Here is a 19,509-nt window from a genome sequence, read left to right as displayed (position 1 = left end):
GGAGCAGAGCGGCGTGACACGCGGGCCCGGCGGTCCAATAAATTGGCCCCTACGAGACGAGCCTTGCCCCTCATATTATTACCGGCGCCGAAAGGGCTGTAACAACAATCGGTGCAGGCGCAGCTCGGTGGGGTTGCGAAACTGGTTCAGTCCTATGGTCATGCCTTGCTGGCCGGCGGCCGGACGGGCGCGATAGGTGCCGAACAGCCGATCCCACCAGGGCAGGTTGAAGCCGAAGTTGCTGTCGGTCTCTTTGGGGATCACCGAATGATGCACCCTGTGCATGTCGGGGGTGACCAGTATCAGCCGCAGCCATCTGTCGAGTCGTTTCGGGCATCGCACATTGCCATGGTTGAACATGGCGGTGGCGTTGAGCAGCACCTCGAATAGCAGCACCGCCAGCGCCGGGGCCCCGAGCAGGGTCACCGCCGCCAGCTTGATGGCCATGGACAGCAGAATTTCGAGCGGGTGAAAACGCAGACCCGTGGTGACGTCGAATTCCAGATCCGCATGGTGCACCCGGTGCAGCCGCCACAGCAGGGGAACGGCATGAAACAGCCGGTGTTGCAGGTAAATCAGCAGATCCAGTATCAGCAGCGACAGGACAACACAGATCCATATCGGCACAGAGACGGCGTTGAACAGCCCCCAGCCTCGTTCACTGGCGAGCAGAGCCGCGCCCACGGCGGCCAGAGGAAAACACCAGCGCAGTACCAGGGTGTTGATGATCACCAGCAACAGATTATGGGGCCAGCGCCGGAGGCGATCTATGTGTTGTGGCCGACGCGGGGCCCGCCACTCCCACAGCATCATTATCAGCAGCACGCCGATAAAGATGCCCAGCCGGATCAGCGGCTCAAGTTCGAACATGCGGGTTGTTCTCTGTTGGGTAACCGTGCAGCTGCTCTGCCCAGGCTGCAGGCAGCCAGAACAAGTCATGCGGCTCGTCGATGTCCTGCAGGCGCTCGCCGAGTACACAACGCCAGCCCAGCCGTGCGATGCGTTCTCGGGTGATGGCGGCGACCCTGTCCGTGCTCCAGGGCATGTGCTCGAACAGGCTGGTATGAAAGCGGCGCAGACCGAGCAGGGCATAGCCGCCGTCAATGGTGGGATGCAGCAGGCAATCAGAGTCGACCAATTGCCGGGCGGTCCGGCGCAGCAGTTCGGGCGACAGTTGCGGGCAGTCGGTGCCGATCAGCAGTACCTGCTCATGTCCATTAGCAACCAGGCCCCGGCGAGCGGCGCGGGCCATGCGTTGGCCCAGGTCGCCTTCGCCCTGGTCGCTGCGCTCGATGCCAGGTGGCAGCGGAAGATGGCGCCACTCGATGGCGCCAGGAGCGGGACTCATGCATAGCTCTACCGGACCCGTATCGGCGCTCATGCTGGCATTCAGGGTGCTCATCAGCATCTGCCGTGCCAGACGGGCCGCACCGTCGGCGCCGAGGGCGGGGATGAGCCGGGTTTTGGCCAGCCCGGCCACCGGTGCCTTGGCGAAGATGATGATGCGGGTGTTCATCGATAGGCCCTCGCCAGTTGCCCGGGGCTGGCCCCACGCCAGTAGGCGAAACGCAGCCGCCACATCAGTACCATGGTGCGCCACAGGCCCTTTTGCTCCCAGCGCCGACCCGAGGTCGCGACCTTCTGCCGCAGACAGGACGGGGGGCCCAGGCGTTTCAGCCGCTTGCTGATTTCTATGTCTTCCATCAGTGGCTGTTCGGGAAAGCCGTTCACGGCCTCGAAGGCGCGTCGGTGCACAAAAATGGCCTGATCGCCGGTGGCGATGCCGGTGAGGCGCGAGCGCAAGTTCATCATGAAGGCGATCACCGCCAACATGGGGTGGCGGCCGGTAATAGTCACATCGAACCGGCCCCAGTCATGACTGGCCAGCGCCTCGGCTATCAGTCGGTCGGCGTTAGGCGGCAATCGGGTATCGGCGTGCAGAAACAGCAGTTGCTCGCCACGGGCCGCGGCGGCGCCGGCGTTCATCTGTCGGGCCCGACCGGCGGGCGCAGACAGTACCCGCGCCCCGGCTTCCTGCGCCAGGGTGACCGAATCGTCGGTGCTGCCGCCGTCCACCAGGAGCAGCTCGGCGGTGGCCGAATATGGGCGCAGTTCACTCAGGGTCCGGGGCAGGGAGTCGGCCTCGTTCAGCATCGGCATTATGATGGACAGGCTCATGATGCCCCGGGTTCCTCGTGCAGGGCACCGCCGCAACTGCTGCCCTGGCCGGCGGTACAACCATAGCAGTGTTCGGCTACCCGTATCGGCTGATCTTCCAGCTTTCGGTGCAACAGATCCCGCAGATGGGGGAGTCCGGCTTCTTTACCGGTACTTTTCTCGTCACCCGGCAGCCGCAGCCCCAGTTGCTGGTTGAAGTCGCAGTCGTACAGGTACCCCTCCCAGTCCACGCTGACCAGGTTGCGACACATCAGCCCCGGCAGGTTGGCGGCGGAGAAATTGTCCTTCAGCAGGCGCAGGTAATCGTGGAACTGACGTTTGCTGATCAGGTAATCGCCGAAGCGCTTGATCGGCATGTTGGCCAGCGCAAACAGGTGATTGAAGCGAATATCGAAGTGCTCCATCAATTCGTGGCGATAGGCCGTCTCCAGCCCCTGCTGCTCGGGGGGCAGACTCGGGCCCTGGGGGTTGTAGACAAGATTGAGCACCAGACCCGAGCCCGGCTGGCCATAGCCGAGCCGATTGAGCTGCTGCAGGGCGGCGATGCTCTTGTTGAAGGTGCCCTTGCCGCGCTGGCGGTCGACGTTGTCGAGCTCGTAGCAGGGCAGCGAGGCCACTATTTCCACCTGCTGTTCGGCCAGAAAGTCGGCCAGGGTTTCCTGACCCGGTTCGAACAGTATGGTGAGGTTACAGCGGTCGATGACGGTGACGCCGAGCCTGCGGGCGGCCAGCACCAGCTTGCGAAAGTGCGGGTGCAGCTCGGGAGCGCCGCCGGTCAAGTCCAGGGTGGTGAGCTTGCGAGCCTCCAGTACCCGGGGGATCAACGCCAGATTGGCGTCGTCCATCATCTCGGTGCGGTGGGGGCCGGCGGCCACATGGCAATGCACGCATTTCATGTTGCATTTGTAGCCCAGGTTCACCTGCAGCGTATCCAGCGTCTGGCGGCGCACGGCAGGAAAGTCGGTCAAATCCAGCAGGGGTAAGGTGTCTCGCATCATGATTCCTTCATCGAATGGGGTCCATGTCGGCTTTGCCGTCACTCATGGCGGCCGGGCTTGCCGTTTTTGTCATGATCGGGCTTGTCGGCATAGGCTCTGGCCAGTGATCGTATGACCGGCAATTGACGTTCGAAATTGCGACAGCCCTTGCACATCATGGTGTGCAGCGCCAACGACAGCTTTTCGGTGGTACCCAGGGGCCGTTCCTGACTCTCGGACATCAGTTGGGTGGCTTTGTGGCAGCTCAGCATGTGCAGTCTCCTTGTTTTTGCCAGGTGTTCTCCAGGCATTCGCGTAGTCGCAGTCGGGCCCGATACAGCAATACATTGAGGTTGCTCACGGTCAGGTCCAGCTCGCGGCAGATCTCGGGGCTTTCCAGGCCGACGAACTCGCGCATCATGAAGGTGCGGCCCTGGTTGGGAGGCAGTTTATCCAGACACAGCTCGAACAGGGTCCAGAACTCGTCGTCTTCCCGGCTGCTTTCGGGGGCGCTCCATTCCACCGGTCGTTCTTCCTTGTGCCACATGCCGGAGCGGTTGAACAACTGTTCTTCCAGGTTGTTAGAGTCGTCGCCGCCCAGGCTGGTGATGGTGACCAGACGCTGGTTCTTGCGGATCACATCGACAATTTTGTGCTTGAGGATGGCGAAGACCCAGTTCTTGTAGGCGGCCCGGCCGTTGAAGCTGTCTGCGTACTTGAAGGCGCCGAGCAGAGCCTCCTGCACCGCGTCTTCTGCAAGCTGAGCGTCTTTCAGCTGCAGGGTGGCAAAGCGCAGCATCTGGCGGCGTAACTCATCGGACAACAAGGAGTGTGAAGTGTTATGTCTCTGATCCATAATGACTCTTTTTTGTGGTAGCGGGTCCTTCCCATTGATTAGACTCTAACGCCACCGGCGTTGTGCTACCAGCATTGTCTGTGTTGTTATAAACGACTTGTTATAAACGAGTTGTCATGCCTGAGTCGTGGCCTGCGCCGGTTTTATTACAGCGCGGATGGATTTCAGAGAAAGAAAACATCGGAGCGGGAGTCAGCAGTGATGAGTCGGTATCGAATTTTCAAGGTGGCAGATGCCATCGCCTATGCTCGAGAAGCGGCGGGGCTGGCGTCCGATCTGCCGTTGCGGGGCGAGGAAATTGGCGACGGCAACCTGAACCAGGTGTTTCGGGTGTGGTCGCCGGGCGAGCCGCATGGTGTTATCGTCAAGCAGGCGTTGCCCTATATTCGCTGCATCGGCGAGTCCTGGCCCCTTACCCGGGACCGGGCCCGTATCGAGGCACAAATACTGCTGCGCCATGGCGAAGCCTGCCCGGAATACACGGTGGCGGTGTTGCATCACGACCCGGCGCTGTCGGCGATGTTGCTGGAGGATTTATCGGATCACCGGGTGTGGCGCCAGGCCCTGCTGGACGATCAGCTCTTTCCCGAGGCGGCGGCGCAACTGGGCCGTTATCTGGCCCGGGTGCATTATCACAGCAGCGCCTTTTACCTCGATTATCAGGCGCAGCGGGCGGTCAGCACCCGGTTTGTCAATCCGGAGTTGATGGCCATTACCGAGGCGGTCTTCTTTGTCGATCCGTTTCGGGATCACGAACGCAACAATGTCGAGCCCTTGATCCGCGCCGAGGCGGAGCAACTGTGGGCCGATGACGCGTTGAAAGTGAAAGTCGCGGCGCTCAAGCACGACTTTCGCTGTAAAGGCGAGGCCCTGCTGCACGGGGATCTTCATACCGGTTCGGTCATGGTGGCGGCAGGCACGCTCAAGGTCATCGACGCCGAATTTGGCGGCTATGGCCCCATCGGCTTCGATTTGGGGGTTATTTTTGCCAACTTGCTGCTGAACGTCTGCAGTCAGCCGGGGCGGCACCCGGCGGTGATCGGCCAGCGTTATCAGCAGCAACGCATAGAGGAAATACGTGCCCTGTGGCAGAGCTTCAGGGCCGATTTTATCGCGCTGGCGGCCGGGAGTGCCGATCCGGCACTGGCCGAGGCGGGGTATGCGCAGGCATTCATGCGGCGAGTCTGGCGAGACGCGCTGGGATACGCGGGCTGCGAGATGGTGCGCCGCACCATCGGTATTGCCCATGTGGCGGATCTGGATGGCATCGAAGACCCGGTCCGACGTGTGGCCTGTCAGCGCCAGGCGTTGTCCCTGGGGCGCACCCTTGTCATGGAGGCGGAGCAGCTCGACGACACCGCCTTTAACCTGTTGCTGGTGCAGCAGATCATCGCGGGCTGATGCAGGGGTCAGCCCGAAGGCCGAGCCGTAAAGAGGGCATGTTCCGTGCGAATAAAGTCGATAAAGGCCTGCTCGGCCCGGGACAGACGGCGATCGTTGGGCCAGGCCAGGCAGAGATCGAGAAAGTAGGGCTCGGCAAAAGATAGCGGGAACAGGTCGGGATCGTCCTTGATCACCATGCGCAGAAACGTCGTAATGGCAAAGCCCTGACGAACTACCGCCTTTAACAGCGGGATCAGGTTGCTTTCGAAGCCGATACGGGGGTGGATGCCGGTCAGTTTCGCCATCTCGTCGATGTATTCCCGGTGAAAGAAACCGTGGCGAAACACCGCCAGCTCCTGACCAAGAAAGTCGTCGATGGCGATGGACGCCTGATGCCGGGCCGGATGCTCGCCATTGACCACCGCCACCATTTCTTCTCGCAGCAGGGGCAGGCCGGTCAACCCCGGCGGCAAGGAGGATGTCAGTACTATGCCAAGGCCCAGCCGGCCCTGACATAACCGGGTCAGCACATCCTGGGTGCCGGCCTCGATCACCCGAATCGACAACCCCGGATACTTGTGTTTGAACGCCATCAGCAGCGGCGGAAAGTAAAAGGAGCCCAGCATGCTGGGAATGCCGATACAGACTTCTCCGCTGTTGAGATCGTGCAGCGCCGCCATGTCCTGCTCGGCCAGGGTGAGGGCATTGAGGATACGTTCGGCATGCTGATAGAGTCGTTCACCTTCGGCAGTAAGCTGCATCCGGCCCTGGCGGCGGTCGAACAGCGCGATGCCGAGCTGGTGTTCCAGCTTTTTGATGGTCATGGTCACGGCGGGCTGGGCCAGGTGCAGCCGCTCGGCGGCGCGGGTGATGTTGCCCTCTCGGGCCACGGCGGCAAACTGGCGCAGCCATTTGGTTTCAATCATAAGGTTTTGTTATTTTTTACATAATTTTTATATATTTCATTTATACGCAGGTGGGGGGTAAGGTCAAGGCTCTGATCCGGGAGTAAGCCATGATCGATCTGAAAACCCCACTCTGGTGGCGTGCCACCCTGGCATTGGGCCTGGGCTCCATGCTGGTGTTCATCAACCTGTATCTGACCCAGCCGCTGTTGCCGCTGCTGGCGCGCGACTTCGAACTGTCGGCGCTGTCGGCCAGCTGGGCCCTGTCCATCTCTACCCTGGGGCTGGCCTTTGGACTCTTGTTTTGGGCGCGGGTTGCCGATCGGCTGGGGCGCAAACCGGTCATGCTGGGCTGTTTGCTGGTGGCCATTCTGATGAGCCTGCTGATGGTGTGGCTGCCGGGCTTTGGCTGGCTGCTGGCGGCGCGGGGCCTGCAGGGCTTTTTTCTGGCCGGGCTGCCGGCCACGGCGGTGGCCTATATGGGCGAGGAGTTTACTCCCCGAGCCCTGGTCACCAGCATTGGCATCTATATCGCCGCCAACTCCCTGGGCGGCATCGCCGGGCGGGTGTTCGGCGGTCTGCTGGCACAATGGGGAGAGAAGTGGGGTGCGCAGGGGGTCGGTGGCTGGCAGACCGGTTTTCTGGTACTGGGCGCACTCAGCCTGCTGTTGTGGTTGCCGCTGCTGAAGTGGCTGCCGTCGTCCCGGCATTTTGTGCCAACCAGCAAGGGCGAGGGCATGAATGCGCTGCTGGACCATCTTCGTAACCCCTTGTTGTGGCCCGTGTACCTGGTGGGCGGGCTCAACTTCATGGTGTTTCTGAACCAGTACACCTATGTGGCCTTCTATCTGGCGGCGCCGCCCATTCATATGGCACCGGCGGCGCTGGGACTGCTGTTTCTGACTTATCTCACCGGTACCTTTGCCTCCGGCATCAGCGGTTGGCTGATCAACCGCGTCGGGCTGTGCCGTACCCTGCTGGGTGCCATCGGCATCATGGCTGTCGGCAATCTCGGCCTGCTCAGTGATCGGTTGCCGGTGATCCTGCTGGCGCTGCTGGTAGACAGTTTCGCTTTCTTTCTTGCCCATGCCTGCGCCAGCAGTTGGGTGGGGCGCAGCGTACAGCAGCACAGGGCGCTGGCGTCGTCTTTATATCTGGTGTTTTACTATCTGGGCGCCAGCCTGGGCGGACTTTATCTTTATCCTTTCTGGAGCTGGGCCGGATTGCCCGGCGTGGCGCTGGGCATGATGCTGGTATTACTGATCACGGCGGGTCTCAGCCTGAGGTTGTTACGGCAAGAATCAGCCGTAAGCGGCAGGCAAAACAGCACCGTCTGCGGGGCATGATTCATTCTTTTCCCTTTACATCAGGTCTGTAGACGATTTCGATGGCTTACCGCTGTCTTTTAACCAGTAATCGGCGGGTACCGGTATCACCTCGCCGCGGGCGATTTCGAGGGCGATGGTGTCGGCCAGGCTGTGGTGATGAAACTTGACCTGATAGGGTGGCAGTGCCAGGGTCAGTTCCGGTGGATGCCCTTGTAATCCCCGGGTGTTAAAGGGTATCCAGGGATAGTCCGCGAGTAGCTGCTGCAGGTTGTTCACCACGATCTCGCCGTGCTCCAGGCCGTGCCGATGCTGCTTGCCGGCCTTGGGGGCGGCAAGCTCGATACAGGGGATGGGCCCGAAGGAACTGGCCAGCGGTTGATGCAACCGAAAGGTGATGATGGGCCTGTTGCCAATCATGCCTTCCACCAGGCAGTCTCCAAACCGGGCCAGGGCACTGCGCAGCCGCAGGTACTCTTGCGGGTCGGCGGCCCGATAACAGATGTGATCCATGGGTCCCAGCGCCGGCGGCAGGCCGTGGTCGAGCAGGCCGAGCTCCAGTTCAGCCAGAAAATGGTGAGGTTCGCCTAGCAGTTCGTCCAGTGTCGGCATCGGGGTTACCATTTTTTCTTGGGTTCAAACAACATATCGAGTTCGGATTTTTCCTGATCTTCTTCGCGGGCTTTCTGCTCTTGTTGTATCCTGCTCTGGGTCTGGCTCAGCTCATTCAGTCGTTGTTGCAGGTTTTCTTCGATGCCTTTGAGCTGATCGTCCTTGTCGGGTACCTGCTCCAGCACGTTCAGGCCCTTGGCCAGCATCTGGCGGGCCATGTTGTTGTTCTGTTCGTTCAGGGCGATATGCGCACGCTTGACCAGATTGGCCAGGTTGACCTTCAGCTGCACCAGTTCGAGGCGACGATCTTCTATCACAAAGGTCTGGTTGCCCAGCTTGCCCTTGTTGTGCTCGATGCGCAGCAAGGCACGTAGCCGTTTCACTATTTTCAGCATATGGATGGCCTGCTGATCCGATTCGGGCGGTTTCAGGCTGGTCTGCTCCATTTGGAAATGTTCCTTAACCTGCTGCAGTTGTTGCTCGATATTGGCTTTGCGGGATTTTACCTGCTCATTGGCCGGATCCTGGCGCTGCATGGTGTGCAGGCTATGCAGAATGCGCTGATATAACACCATCACCAGTGCCTTGCTGAACGGTAGCAGGCTGGCGTGCAGCAGCAGTTCATCGGTCTCGTTGATGATGTTTTTATGTTTGAGTAACAAGGTGCGTTTTTCTGCTTCCTGTTTTTGTCGGTACTGCTGAAGAATATTGTAGATAATGACCAGGAACAGCAGGGCGCCTATGGTTATCAGGATCAGGGTCAGCGTCATGTGTCGGCGGCTCGATGATGGCGGAAACAGAGCAGAAATGTTACCCCAGTCCCCGGGTTTTGGCTAACATCCATCCGGTTAACATAACAAAAATGGTGCTAGTTCAGACAATTAACATATAACTCTTGGTTATTAGCACATGACAAAGAGGATATTATGGCAGGGTCTGATAATATTTAGCTACGTCACCTTAATGTTGAGCCGCCATGAAACTGCAGCAATTGCGCTATATCGTTGAAGTTGCCAATCACAATCTGAATGTGTCCGCCACCGCCGAAAGCCTTTACACCTCCCAACCCGGGATCAGTAAACAGGTGCGGATGCTGGAAGATGAACTGGGCATCCAGGTGTTTGAGCGTAGTGGTAAACACCTGACTCAGGTGACCCCGGCGGGCAAGGACATCATCCGAATTTCCAGCGAGATCCTCGGCAAGGTCGAGAGCATCAAGGCGGTGGCCAGTCAGCATACCCATCCGGATCAGGGCTCGCTCAACATATCGACCACCCACACCCAGGCCCGCTATGCGTTGCCGGGCGTGATCAAGGGTTTTATCAAACGCTACCCCAAGGTGTCACTGCACATGCATCAGGGTACGCCGGTACAGATCAGCGAGTCGGTGGCCAAGGGCTCGTCCGACTTTGCCATTGCCACCGAAGCGATGCATTTGTATCAGGATTTGATCATGTTGCCCTGTTATCACTGGAATCGCTGTATTCTGGTACCCAGGGATCACCCGTTGGCCGGCATCGACAAGCCGGATATTGCCGACATTGCCCATTATTCGCTGGTGACCTATGTATTTGGTTTTACCGGTCGTTCCGAGTTGGATATTGCCTTTAACAAGGCAGGTTTCGAGCCCAGGGTGGTGTTTACCGCTACCGATGCCGACGTGATCAAGACTTATGTGCGATTGGGAATCGGCATAGGCGTGCTGGCCAGCATGGCGGTGGACCCGGTGCATGATGATGACCTGGTGGCGATCGACGCCAGCCATCTGTTTGCGGCCAGCACCACCAAGATAGGTTTTCGCAAAGGGACCTTTCTGCGCAGTTACATGTATGATTTTATGGAGCGGTTTGCACCCCATCTCACCCGCGAGCGGGTAGACAGAGCAACGGCCCTGAAGTCACCGGATGAAATAGACAAGCTGTTCGAGGACGTGGAGCTGCCGGTACGCTGATTTACGTGCGGTGTAACGTCATCTCCAGAAGGTGGAGAGCCATGGCTCAGGGTACTGGATTCCCGCCTTTGGGGGGATGAGGTTGCAGAAGCGGTGATTTGTCGGCAACAAAAAGGAGCCTTTCGGCTCCTTTTTGTTGCCGACCGCTTACGGCTTTATTCCCCCAGGCCCTTGCCGGCGTCGTCTTTGGCGATCAGCTCAATCTTGTAGCCGTCCGGATCTTCCACGAAGGCAATGACGGTGGTGCCGCCCTTGACCGGACCCGGTTCGCGGGTGACCTTGCCACCGGCGGCGCGGATTTGCTCGCTCATGCCGTAGATGTCGTCGGCTTCGATGGCGATATGGCCATAGGCGTTGCCCAGATCATACTGCTCTGTGCCCCAGTTGTAGGTCAGCTCCAGTACCGCTTCGTCTTCTTCCTTGCCGTAACCGACAAAGGCCAGGGTGTACTGGTATTCGGTGTTTTCGCTGGTGCGTAGCAGTTTCATGCCCATGATATCGGTATAGAAGGCGATGGACTTATCGAGATTGCCGACGCGCAGCATGGTGTGCAGTATACGCATGATTAAAACTCCCAGAGTGAAGAGGGGAAACCGTCACCCGATATTTATTAGGCAGCGGATATCGTGTTGTGAATAGTGATTGGTCAGACCTGGCGCTGTACGGCACGCTTGCCTGATCGGCTAAGAGTTTATCTCCTGTTTCGCCGGCATATTGTACCTGATACCGCTATCCGACTGTACCGCGCGCTACACCATGCATAACGCCTTCATCGCGTATGGCCGAACGACTCCGATTGGTTCCGGATATTGTCACCAGATATGCAGGATCACCGGTCTTTGCGGCGAGCCTTACCTTGGGTAAAGGCGTACTTTTGCGCTCCAGACCTTTGCTTGACTAGAATGGTTGTAAGCCTAATCACAGAGGTGGATATGCCGAGCGAGCCCAACCTGTCTACACCCATGCAAAACCGCCTGCTGGCGACACTGCCGAATGCCGTACAGCAGCGCCTGTTCCCGCATCTCGAACCGGTATCGCTGCCGCTGGGAGAGGTGTTGTATGAATCGGGAGGCAGCCTGCGCTATGTCTATTTCCCTACCGATGCCATCGTTTCGCTGCTCTATGTCATGAGAAGCGGTGCCTCGGCGGAAATCTCGGTTGTGGGTAATGAAGGTATCGTCGGCATTGCCGTCTTCATGGGCGGAGACAGCACCCCGAGCCGAGCCATAGTGCAGAGTGCCGGCAACGGCTACCGGCTGTTGGGCTCGCGGCTCAAGGACGAGTTCAATCGTGATGCCGAGATGCGGCTGCTGATGCTGCGTTACACCCAGGCTCTGATCACTCAGATGGCGCAAACGGCGGTGTGCAATCGCCATCATTCGGTCGATCAGTAGCTGTGTCGCTGGTTGTTGCTGTCACTGGACAGATTACCGGATAATTGTCTGACCATGACCCAGGAGCTGATTGCCAACATGCTCGGTGTGCGCCGGGAAGGTGTCACCATAGCGGCCGGCAAGCTGCAGCAGCTTGGGGTTATCGAATACCATCGCGGGCATATTACGGTGCTGGACAGAACCAGACTGGAGCAGCTGAGTTGTGAATGTTACGCCGTGGTCAAAAAAGAAACCGATCGCCTGCAGCTTTCCCCCCATGGCGGCATATAAAACCACTTTCTATGGTTCTTAAAACAACAAAGCGGGAGTCCGTCAAAGGCGTCTCCCGAAACTTCTGAACCTGTTCACCAATTTCCACCGTTGAAAGGTAAAAACGGCGGAAGTTAACGGGGATAATCAAGGTCTGCGTTTTTCCATCAAAACCTTATTCCACTTTATTATTTTTCTTTTTGTTTTTGTGGGGGTTGTTGCTGTTGAGCATCAGCCTTGGTTGCTGCCTTTGGTTCATTTTGTCCCTGCGTATGTTTTTGCTGCTGGAGATCTTGAGGCGCGGTTTTCTTCTCGGGCTGATTGGGGGTACGGGTTTTGTCCATGGTAACCTCTGGGTGTATCGCCCTCCGCGATATTGCGTTCTGACGATATAATAAGCATGACAGTGAATCAGTGCTGCGTCTGTATGTCATCGCACTCAGTACGCCAATAAACGATATATTTTCAGATTGTTTATATTGGTTAGACTGTGGCTCGGCCGTTCTGCAACCAATACCGCGAGATGCAGCCGCCGACATCCCTGTCCGTATTTCAACCCTATTGCCGGATCAGGTAACAAGGGTGTCGTCACCCTAATCGACCCACACGAATGCCATCCAATGCACCCAATACGCCGAACGCCTGCAGTAACCAGATGACGACCGCAATCACCACCACAATATTCAGAATGCTCTTTATTTTTCTATCCATCGGGATGTAGGCATTCACCAGCCAGAGCAAAACGCCTACCACGATCAATATGATCACCAAGTTAATAAGAGGCATGATAGTTCTCCTGTCAGATTATTCAGCTGCATCCGATGGGTTATCACCAGTTGCACTCTCGGAAACATGTAGATGGAAGACGGCGGCATAGAGAAACAGGCTGATGGTGCCTGTTTCTTGTTCCGTTACCGATTAATTCGGGAAATCCCGGCTTCCTCCAGATTCATCCCGTATCCATCTGGTTTAATCGGTTAATCAGATCCGGCCCAGCAGCAACAGCACCACTACTACCAGCAGGACAACCCCGAAAAGGCCGCTGGGGGCATAGCCCCAACTACGGCTGTGGGGCCAGCTGGGAAAGGCGCCGATAAGCAATAAAATAAGCAGGATTAACAGAATGGTTCCCAATGTCATGTCCCCCGGCAGGTGACTCACAAGGGTGCTGGTGAGCACGTCACCGGCACCAGATCCCGGGTCCGCGGCCCTTGCCAGCGGCGCCCGAGAGGAGGCAGTAATAACGGGACGGCCTGCGTGACGCCTGGCGATACTGCCATCTCCTCGCGATTAGATTACTACCCCATATCGGGGGTGGTCTGTACGTTAGCGCACGCTACTCCTGGATAACTCCAGATCTCGTTTTATCGTTTTTCTATCGGGCTATGTACGCCATCGTACATACGGTGTCGGCATGACTGGCTAGACTTTTATTCGGCTTTCGTACGGCCGGCAGACCCGCAAATGCTGACCGTACCGGAAACGACGCAGATCCTATCGGCTCGAAGGAGATTGAGATGAAACAAGAGAACGATAACAGGCTGACACATAGAAACCGCTCGCTGGACACCGGCGGCATGGCTGAAACGGACCCCCTTTCTTGCAGAACACTTTCCCGCAGAACTGTGCTGCGCAGTGCCTTGGCAATAGGGTTTGGCGTGCTTATCCCCTTTACCCTGATAGGCTGTGAGAGAAAGGAAGAATCAGGATATGGCGCTGCGCCGGCAGCCGCCAACCCTGAGGCGGGCGGATCGACCAAGGTGTCGCAGGCCAGCGTTCACTATCAGAGCCAGCCAAATGATAGCGGGCAAAAATGCAGCCAGTGCCAACATTTTATCTCCGAGTCCAATAGCTGCCAGCTGGTCGAGGGTACGATAAGCTCCGAGGGTTGGTGCGATCTGTGGACGAAGCAAGGGTAATGTAACAAGGCCGCAATTCAGTGGCATGTAAAATACCGGAATCCAGCCCGGCTGCCGGTGAATAGTAACGACATGGGCCGGCGTTATACCTTGCTGGCCATTTGATGGCTGATTGAGTCGGGTGAAAACCAAGCGAACATATGAGGAGAACATATGAACTGGGACATTATTGAAGGTAACTGGAAACAGTTCAAGGGCAAGGTAAAAGGCCAATGGGGCAAGCTGACCGACGATCATCTCGATGAGATTGCCGGCAAGCGCCAGGAGTTGTCTGGCAAGATTCAGGAAGCCTATGGCATTAGCAAAGAAGAAGCCGAAAAACAGCTTAAGGAGTTTGAAGACCGTAATCGGGATCTGTAATCAACAGCCTTGCTTGATTGCCCTGATATATAAAACAAAGCCCTGCCAAGTGCAGGGCTTGTAAAGGGCGGCTTGTTTCACTCCCGAACCCTAATCATCCGGCTTGTCTTTATAATCACATAAATCTTCGATCACGCAGGAGCCGCAGCGCGGCTTGCGGGCGATGCAGGTGTAGCGTCCGTGCAGGATAAACCAGTGGTGTACATCCTGCTTGAACTCCGCCGGTACCCATTTCAGCAGCTTCTGCTCTACCTCGTCCACGTTTTTGCCCGGGGCGAAGCCGGTGCGGTTGGACAGCCGAAAAATATGGGTGTCCACCGCTATGGTGGGCCAGCCGAAGGCGGTGTTGAGCACCACGTTGGCGGTTTTGCGGCCCACGCCGGGCAGGGCTTCCAGCGCCTCCCGGTTTTCGGGGACTTCGCCGCCGTGTTGTTCCTGCAATATGGTGCAGGTCTTGATGACGTTGACCGCCTTGGTGTTGAACAGGCCTATGGTCTTGATGTGCTCCCTGACGCCCTCTACTCCCAAAGCCAGCATGGCGGCGGGGGTGGGGCCGGCGGCAAAGAGGCCTATGGTGGCCTTGTTCACGCTGACATCCGTGGCCTGGGCCGACAGCAGCACCGCAATCAGCAGCTCGAAGGGGTTGCGAAAATCCAGCTCGGTGGTGGGGTGCGGGTTTTCCGCCCGCAACCGCTCCAGGATCTGGCGGCGTTTTTCCATGTTCATAATGAGGTGACTCGCGCTCGGGTAACTTCGGTCTTGGGCGCCGGTGCCCGGCGGGCCGCCAGCCGGCCGTCCAGCCAGTTTTTGGCGGCGATCATCAGGCCCAGTCCGATAAAGGCGCCGGGGGGCAGTATCGCCAGCAGAAAGCCGTTATCCAGGTGCAGTACGTCGATGCGCAGGCTCGAGGCCCAGTCGCCAAGCAGCAGCTCGGCGCCGTCGAACAGGGTGCCCTGACCCAGCAGTTCGCGCAGGCCGCCCAGCACCAGCAGCACGGCGGTGAAGCCAAGGCCCATCATGAGGCCGTCGAACGCCGCCAGCCCCGGGGTCGTCTTGGAGGCGAAGGCCTCGGCCCGACCGATGATCACGCAGTTGGTGACGATCAGCGGAATAAAGATACCCAGCGACTGATAAAGCCCGTAGGTATAGGCGTTCATCAGCAGCTGTACGCAGGTCACCAGGCTTGCGATGATCATCACATAGATGGGAATGCGTACTTCATTTGGCACCCACTGGCGCACCAGGGAAACGGTGAGGTTGGAGCCAATCAACACCAGCATGGTGGCGATGCCCAGCCCCATGGCGTTGGTCAGGGTGCTGGTGACCGCCAGTACCGGGCAGAGGCCGAGAATTTGCACCAGGGCCGGGTTATTGGCCCACAGACCCTGCCGGATGATGTCTTTATATTGTTCGCTCACAGGGATTCTCCACAAGACGGGGCCTGAGTCAGCAGCCGGGGTTGCTGGTCGACCAGCAGCAGCACCTTGCGCACCGCCTTGACCACGGCCCTGGGGGTAATGGTGGCGCCGGTAAAGGCGTCGAACTGGCCGCCGTCGCTGCGTACCGCCCAACGGGCGTCTTCTTCACCCTGCATCGACTGGCCGTTGAAGTCGAGCACCCAGGGGGACTTTTTCAGTTCGATCTTGTCACCCAGCCCCGGAGTTTCATTATGGTTGAGCACCCGCACCCCGTTCAGGGTGCCGTCTACCTTAACGCCGACCACCAGCTTGATCTCACCGTTGTAGCCGTCGGGCGCCACGGCCTCGATGGCGTAACTTTGCGGTTGACCGGCTTTCATGGCGGTAAACACGGGCAAGGGATCAGAAGTGCCCAGAAACTGCTCGCTGCTCAGCATGACGCAGTGATCGAACAGGGGTTCGTCGTGGCTGTCGGCGGGCAGCAGCTCGTCCAGCACCCGCAGCAGTTGGGCCTGTTCCTGCTCTATGATGGTGTCTCTGGTCAGGCTGTGGGTGAAGGCTACGAAGGCGGTGCAGCCGAGGGCGAACAGCGCCAGCGTCAGCCCGTTCTTGCGCATCATGTCCAGCATCAGCGGGCCGCTCCGTAGGTAGTGGGTTTGGTCAGCGCATCGATCATCGGCACCGTCATGTTGGCCAGCAGCACGGCGAAGGCCACCGCGTCCGGATAGCCGCCGAAGGTGCGGATCAGGTAAACCAGCAGGCCGATCAGCACGCCGTAGATCAGGCGGCCACGAAAGGTGGTGGAGGCCGACACCGGATCGGTGGCGATAAAGAAGGCACCGATCATGGTGGCGCCCGACAGCAGGTGCATCATGGGGCTGGCGGTACCGTCCGGGGCAATCATAAAGCCGAACAGGCTGAACAGCAGCAGGCTGCCGATAATGGCCGCCGGAATGGGCCAGCTGATGAGTTTCAACCGTAGCAGCATCAGGCCGCCGGCCAGATAGGCCAGGTTGACCCACTGCCAGCCGATGCCGGCCAGGCCACCGAATACCGGGGCGGCCAGTATTTCGCTGCCGGTATGCCCCTGGCCAAAGCCGGTTTTAAGGGTGTCGAGCGGGGTGGCCATGGTGGTGCCGTCGGCCAGCTCGCGCAACTGGTGCGGGCTGAAACCGTCCAGGGTGAAACCGGTGAAGATGGCGGACAGGCTGTCGGCGAAGGTCACCGGATACAACTGCAGTTCCAGCGGCGGCAGCCAGCTGGTCATGTGCAGCGGAAACGACACCAGCAGCAGTACATAGGCGACCATGGCCGGATTGAACAGGTTCTGGCCTATGCCGCCATAAAGCTGTTTGGCCACGATAATGGCGAAGGCGGTGCCGATCACCACCAGCCACCAGGGCGCCAGTGACGGCAGGGCGATGCCGATCAGCAGGGCGGTCAGCAGCGCCGAGTTATCCCTGAGCTGGCCCAGACGACGGCCGCGCAGGGCCAGCACCAGGGCTTCGGCGCCGTAGGCGGTGAGCACCGCCAACACGACTTGTATCAGGCTGCCCCAGCCGAAAAACCAGCACTGGGCAAGAATGCCCGGTATCAGGCAGTAACAGACCCGCCGCATCAGGGTGGCGGTGTCGAGCGGAGCGCGATCATGGGGTGAGCTGCTGATTGTAAACGCCATTAGGACTCGTCTTCTCGATCGGATGGGGTGGATGCCGCCTGCCTTTGAGCCTCGGCGGCCTTGCGTGCCTTGGCCCGGGCGACGGCGGCCTTGATGGCGGCTTGCTTGTTGTCGGCTGCGGCATCGGCCGGTGCCTCGGTTTTTGCCGGTTCCGCTTCGGTGCCGGATGCCGGTGTAGCCGCAGTCTGTGCGGCCTTGCGTGCCTTGGCCCGGGCGACGGCGGCCTTGATGGCGGCTTGCTTGTCGTCGGCTGCGGCATCGGCCGGTGCCTCGGTTTTTGCCGGTTCCGCTTCGGTGCCGGATGCCGGTGTAGCCGCAGTCTGTGCGGCCTTGCGGGCCTTGGCCCGGGCGACGGCGGCCTTGATGGCGGCTTGCTTGTCGTCGGTTGCGGCATCGGCCGGTGCCTCGGTTGTTGCCGGTTCCGCTTCGGTGCCGGATGCCGGTGTAGCCGCAGTCTGCGCGGCCTTGCGGGCCTTGGCCCGGGCGACGGCGGCAGCCACGGCGGATTTTTTATCCTTGGCCACGGCGCTGTCATCGGCGTTGTCGGCGGCAGGCGCAGGTTCCGCCGCCTCGGCTTGTGCGGCCTTACGGGCCTTGGCCCGGGCGACGGCGGCGGCTACGGCGGATTTTTTATCGGTGTCGGCGCTGTCGGTAGCATTATTCTCACCGCGGGTGCCATCGGCCTGCGTCTGTTTTTGCTCCCGGTTGCGGCGTGCTTCTTCCTTGCGGGCGGCGCGGGCGGCGGCCATGTCGTCCGCGCCTTGCTCCTGCTGGCGGGCCTTCACCCGGGCCAGGGCGGCGGCCACCGGATCTTCGCCCCCGGCGGCGGCCTGTTCGGCCATGCGCGCCTTGCGCTCACTGGCGGCTTTGGCCTGTCGGGCCTGACGTTCTTCTTTTTCGCGGGCCAGCCGTTGCTGGCGGGCCTCGAAGCGTTGCCTGGCATGTTCGGCCAGCTCGGCCTCGCGCTGGGCCTGGCGAATATCGGCCTTGGCCACCCGGTAATACTGCACCAAGGGTATGTTGCTGGGGCAGACGTAGGCACAGGCGCCGCATTCGATGCAGTCGAACAGGTGATGGCTGTTGAGCTTGTCGTGATCCTGGCTGCGGGCATACCAGTACAGCTGCTGGGGCAACAGGCTGGCGGGGCAGGCATCGGCGCAATTGCTGCAGCGAATGCAGGCCATTTCTTCCGCCGGCGGCGCCAGTTCGGCCTGCTTCGGCGCCAGCACGCAGTTGCTGCCCTTGATGATGGGGGCGGCGGCGCTGTGCAGGGTAAAGCCCATCATGGGGCCGCCCATGATGATGCGCTGCCCGGGCTCGGGGTTCAGGCCGTAGCGTTTCAGCAAGTGGCGTACCGGGGTACCGATATGCACCCAGGCATTACCGGGCTCGGCGAAGGCCTCGCCTGCCAGGGTGACCACCCGGCGTGTCAGCGGCTCGTCGTCGATAACGGCCTGTTTGACCGCATAAGCCGTGCCCACGTTCTGCACCACTATGCCGATGTCGGCGGGCAGGCCGTTGCGGGGCACCTGCAGGCCGGTGAGAATTTCGATCAGCTGTTTTTCACCGCCGGACGGGTACTTGGTGGGCACCGTCACTATCAGCAGGTTTTCGTTCCGGTTGGCGGCGCGCAGTGCGGCCAGGGCCTCGGGCTTGTTGTCTTCCACCGCCAGTATGGTGGTCTGCGGCTGCACTATGTGGCGCAGTATCTCCACGCCCAGCAGTATTTCGGCCGGGTGTTCGCGCATCAGCCGGTCGTCGGCGCTGATATAGGGTTCGCATTCCACCCCGTTGATGATCAGGGTATCTATTTTTTTCTTGCGGGGCGTCAGCTTGACGTGGGCCGGAAAACCGGCCCCGCCGAGCCCCGTGATACCGGCTTCGTGAACTCGCTCCAGCAGCACGTCTGCGCCCAGCAGCCGGTAGTCGGCCACCGGAAAACGCGGCCGCCACTGATCTTCGCCGTCGGGTTTGAGCACGATGCACAGACCGTCCAGGCCCGAGGGATGGCACAGGGCCCTGTCTTCGATGGCGACAATGGTACCGGAAGTCGGGGCATGCACCGGTATCATCATGGGGTTGAGTGGCTCGGTCAGAGGCTGGCCCCTGAGCACCCGTTCGCCGACGTGCACCCTGATCTTGGCCGGCTGGCCGATGTGCTGGCGCACCTGCAGTATCAACTCTTCCGGCAGGCCGGCATGGCTGATGGCCGTGAGGTTGGCCGGCGCCTTGCGCCCGGGCGGATGAATGCCGCCATGAAAGTCGTGCAGCTTGCCTGCGTTGAGATCCTGTAACAGCGACATC

At 59.6% G+C, this 19,509-nt stretch carries 25 protein-coding genes; 7 read left to right on the top strand and 18 right to left on the bottom strand.

Annotated elements, in window-relative coordinates; translation table 11 throughout:
• Positions 1–78: 78 nt before the first annotated feature.
• From ACLEIV_RS00835 to ACLEIV_RS00810, 6 genes are read right to left on the bottom strand one after another with little or no spacing between them, the layout of a single operon-like run.
• Entirely contained in the window at positions 79–870 is a 792-nt protein-coding gene (locus ACLEIV_RS00835) for a sterol desaturase family protein (RefSeq protein ID WP_410454771.1), read from the bottom strand.
• Positions 857–1,516 (bottom strand): TIGR04282 family arsenosugar biosynthesis glycosyltransferase, encoded by a 660-nt coding sequence (locus tag ACLEIV_RS00830; protein WP_410454770.1) that lies wholly within the window; start codon positions 1,514–1,516, stop codon positions 857–859. Before ACLEIV_RS00830 ends, ACLEIV_RS00835 begins: the two co-directional genes overlap by 14 nt.
• Positions 1,513–2,178, bottom strand: a complete 666-nt coding sequence (locus ACLEIV_RS00825; protein WP_410454769.1) for a TIGR04283 family arsenosugar biosynthesis glycosyltransferase — start codon at positions 2,176–2,178, stop codon at positions 1,513–1,515. Before ACLEIV_RS00825 ends, ACLEIV_RS00830 begins: the two co-directional genes overlap by 4 nt.
• Positions 2,175–3,176, bottom strand: coding sequence for an arsenosugar biosynthesis radical SAM (seleno)protein ArsS (gene arsS, locus ACLEIV_RS00820; protein ID WP_410454768.1), 1,002 nt, complete (start codon positions 3,174–3,176; stop codon positions 2,175–2,177). Before arsS ends, ACLEIV_RS00825 begins: the two co-directional genes overlap by 4 nt.
• Positions 3,177–3,214: 38 nt before the next feature.
• Positions 3,215–3,427: an anti-sigma factor family protein gene (locus ACLEIV_RS00815; RefSeq protein ID WP_410454767.1), complete on the bottom strand. Its 213-nt coding sequence runs from the start codon at positions 3,425–3,427 to the stop codon at positions 3,215–3,217.
• Positions 3,421–4,011 (bottom strand): sigma-70 family RNA polymerase sigma factor, encoded by a 591-nt coding sequence (locus ACLEIV_RS00810; protein ID WP_410454766.1) that lies wholly within the window; start codon positions 4,009–4,011, stop codon positions 3,421–3,423. The genes ACLEIV_RS00815 and ACLEIV_RS00810 overlap by 7 nt, the downstream gene beginning before the upstream one ends.
• 201 nt (positions 4,012–4,212) lie before the next feature.
• Between ACLEIV_RS00810 and mtnK the strand changes: the two genes are divergently transcribed.
• Positions 4,213–5,412: an S-methyl-5-thioribose kinase gene (gene mtnK / locus ACLEIV_RS00805; RefSeq protein ID WP_410454765.1), complete on the top strand. Its 1,200-nt coding sequence runs from the start codon at positions 4,213–4,215 to the stop codon at positions 5,410–5,412.
• 8 nt (positions 5,413–5,420) lie between these two features.
• Here mtnK and ACLEIV_RS00800 read toward each other — a convergent pair whose 3' ends face one another.
• The gene (locus ACLEIV_RS00800; protein WP_410454764.1) at positions 5,421–6,320 is read right to left on the bottom strand and encodes a LysR family transcriptional regulator; all 900 of its coding nucleotides are present in this window, start codon (positions 6,318–6,320) and stop codon (positions 5,421–5,423) included.
• Positions 6,321–6,409: 89 nt separating this feature from the next.
• Here ACLEIV_RS00800 and ACLEIV_RS00795 point away from each other — a divergent pair, with 89 nt between their 5' ends.
• Complete coding sequence (locus ACLEIV_RS00795; RefSeq protein WP_410454763.1) at positions 6,410–7,645, top strand: MFS transporter; 1,236 nt, start codon at positions 6,410–6,412, stop codon at positions 7,643–7,645.
• 15 nt (positions 7,646–7,660) lie between these two features.
• Here ACLEIV_RS00795 and ACLEIV_RS00790 read toward each other — a convergent pair whose 3' ends face one another.
• Both ACLEIV_RS00790 and ACLEIV_RS00785 read right to left on the bottom strand, forming a co-directional pair.
• Entirely contained in the window at positions 7,661–8,236 is a 576-nt protein-coding gene (locus tag ACLEIV_RS00790) for a VOC family protein (RefSeq protein WP_410454762.1), read from the bottom strand.
• Between the two features lie 5 nt (positions 8,237–8,241).
• Entirely contained in the window at positions 8,242–9,006 is a 765-nt protein-coding gene (locus ACLEIV_RS00785) for a DNA repair ATPase (RefSeq protein ID WP_410454761.1), read from the bottom strand.
• Positions 9,007–9,212: 206 nt separating this feature from the next.
• On the opposite strand from ACLEIV_RS00785, the gene cysB reads away from it, so the two are divergent.
• Entirely contained in the window at positions 9,213–10,187 is a 975-nt protein-coding gene (gene cysB, locus ACLEIV_RS00780; protein WP_410454760.1) for an HTH-type transcriptional regulator CysB, read from the top strand.
• A 155-nt stretch (positions 10,188–10,342) separates the two neighbouring features.
• Here the strand turns inward: cysB and gloA are convergent, their stop codons facing one another.
• Positions 10,343–10,750 carry a lactoylglutathione lyase gene (gene gloA, locus ACLEIV_RS00775; RefSeq protein WP_410454759.1) on the bottom strand — a complete coding sequence of 136 codons (408 nt, stop codon included), beginning with the start codon at positions 10,748–10,750 and terminating at the stop codon, positions 10,343–10,345.
• Between the two features lie 369 nt (positions 10,751–11,119).
• On the opposite strand from gloA, the gene ACLEIV_RS00770 reads away from it, so the two are divergent.
• Entirely contained in the window at positions 11,120–11,581 is a 462-nt protein-coding gene (locus ACLEIV_RS00770) for a Crp/Fnr family transcriptional regulator (RefSeq protein WP_410454758.1), read from the top strand.
• 12 nt (positions 11,582–11,593) lie between these two features.
• Positions 11,594–11,851, top strand: coding sequence for a Crp/Fnr family transcriptional regulator (locus tag ACLEIV_RS00765; protein ID WP_410454757.1), 258 nt, complete (start codon positions 11,594–11,596; stop codon positions 11,849–11,851).
• A gap of 167 nt (positions 11,852–12,018) precedes the next feature.
• On the opposite strand, the gene ACLEIV_RS00760 is transcribed toward ACLEIV_RS00765, so the two are convergent.
• The 3 genes from ACLEIV_RS00760 to ACLEIV_RS00750 form a co-directional block, all read right to left on the bottom strand.
• Positions 12,019–12,174, bottom strand: a complete 156-nt coding sequence (locus ACLEIV_RS00760) for a hypothetical protein (RefSeq protein ID WP_410454756.1) — start codon at positions 12,172–12,174, stop codon at positions 12,019–12,021.
• Between the two features lie 244 nt (positions 12,175–12,418).
• Positions 12,419–12,616 carry a Thivi_2564 family membrane protein gene (locus ACLEIV_RS00755; RefSeq protein WP_410454755.1) on the bottom strand — a complete coding sequence of 66 codons (198 nt, stop codon included), beginning with the start codon at positions 12,614–12,616 and terminating at the stop codon, positions 12,419–12,421.
• Positions 12,617–12,811: 195 nt separating this feature from the next.
• Positions 12,812–12,970: a DUF3309 family protein gene (locus ACLEIV_RS00750; RefSeq protein ID WP_410454754.1), complete on the bottom strand. Its 159-nt coding sequence runs from the start codon at positions 12,968–12,970 to the stop codon at positions 12,812–12,814.
• 377 nt (positions 12,971–13,347) lie between these two features.
• On the opposite strand from ACLEIV_RS00750, the gene ACLEIV_RS00745 reads away from it, so the two are divergent.
• Complete coding sequence (locus ACLEIV_RS00745; RefSeq protein WP_410454753.1) at positions 13,348–13,749, top strand: high-potential iron-sulfur protein; 402 nt, start codon at positions 13,348–13,350, stop codon at positions 13,747–13,749.
• A gap of 153 nt (positions 13,750–13,902) precedes the next feature.
• The gene (locus ACLEIV_RS00740) at positions 13,903–14,109 is read left to right on the top strand and encodes a CsbD family protein (RefSeq protein ID WP_410454752.1); all 207 of its coding nucleotides are present in this window, start codon (positions 13,903–13,905) and stop codon (positions 14,107–14,109) included.
• Between the two features lie 90 nt (positions 14,110–14,199).
• On the opposite strand, the gene nth is transcribed toward ACLEIV_RS00740, so the two are convergent.
• The 5 genes from nth to rsxC are packed head-to-tail and all read right to left on the bottom strand — an operon-like array spanning position 14,200 to position 19,508.
• Positions 14,200–14,835: an endonuclease III gene (gene nth / locus ACLEIV_RS00735; RefSeq protein ID WP_410454751.1), complete on the bottom strand. Its 636-nt coding sequence runs from the start codon at positions 14,833–14,835 to the stop codon at positions 14,200–14,202.
• Positions 14,832–15,527, bottom strand: a complete 696-nt coding sequence (locus ACLEIV_RS00730; RefSeq protein ID WP_410454750.1) for an electron transport complex subunit E — start codon at positions 15,525–15,527, stop codon at positions 14,832–14,834. Before ACLEIV_RS00730 ends, nth begins: the two co-directional genes overlap by 4 nt.
• Positions 15,524–16,156, bottom strand: a complete 633-nt coding sequence (rsxG, locus tag ACLEIV_RS00725) for an electron transport complex subunit RsxG (protein WP_410454749.1) — start codon at positions 16,154–16,156, stop codon at positions 15,524–15,526. The genes ACLEIV_RS00730 and rsxG overlap by 4 nt, the downstream gene beginning before the upstream one ends.
• Complete coding sequence (gene rsxD, locus ACLEIV_RS00720; protein WP_410454748.1) at positions 16,156–17,205, bottom strand: electron transport complex subunit RsxD; 1,050 nt, start codon at positions 17,203–17,205, stop codon at positions 16,156–16,158. Before rsxD ends, rsxG begins: the two co-directional genes overlap by 1 nt.
• Positions 17,205–19,508, bottom strand: coding sequence for an electron transport complex subunit RsxC (gene rsxC / locus ACLEIV_RS00715; RefSeq protein WP_410454747.1), 2,304 nt, complete (start codon positions 19,506–19,508; stop codon positions 17,205–17,207). Before rsxC ends, rsxD begins: the two co-directional genes overlap by 1 nt.
• Between the last annotated feature and the right edge of the window lies 1 nt (position 19,509).

The organism is Oceanisphaera submarina (assembly GCF_046521305.1).
GTDB lineage: Bacteria > Pseudomonadota > Gammaproteobacteria > Enterobacterales > Aeromonadaceae > Oceanimonas > Oceanimonas submarina.
The sequence above is the reverse complement of the archived record's forward strand: the minus strand, read 5'-3'. Positions and strand labels throughout refer to the sequence as shown.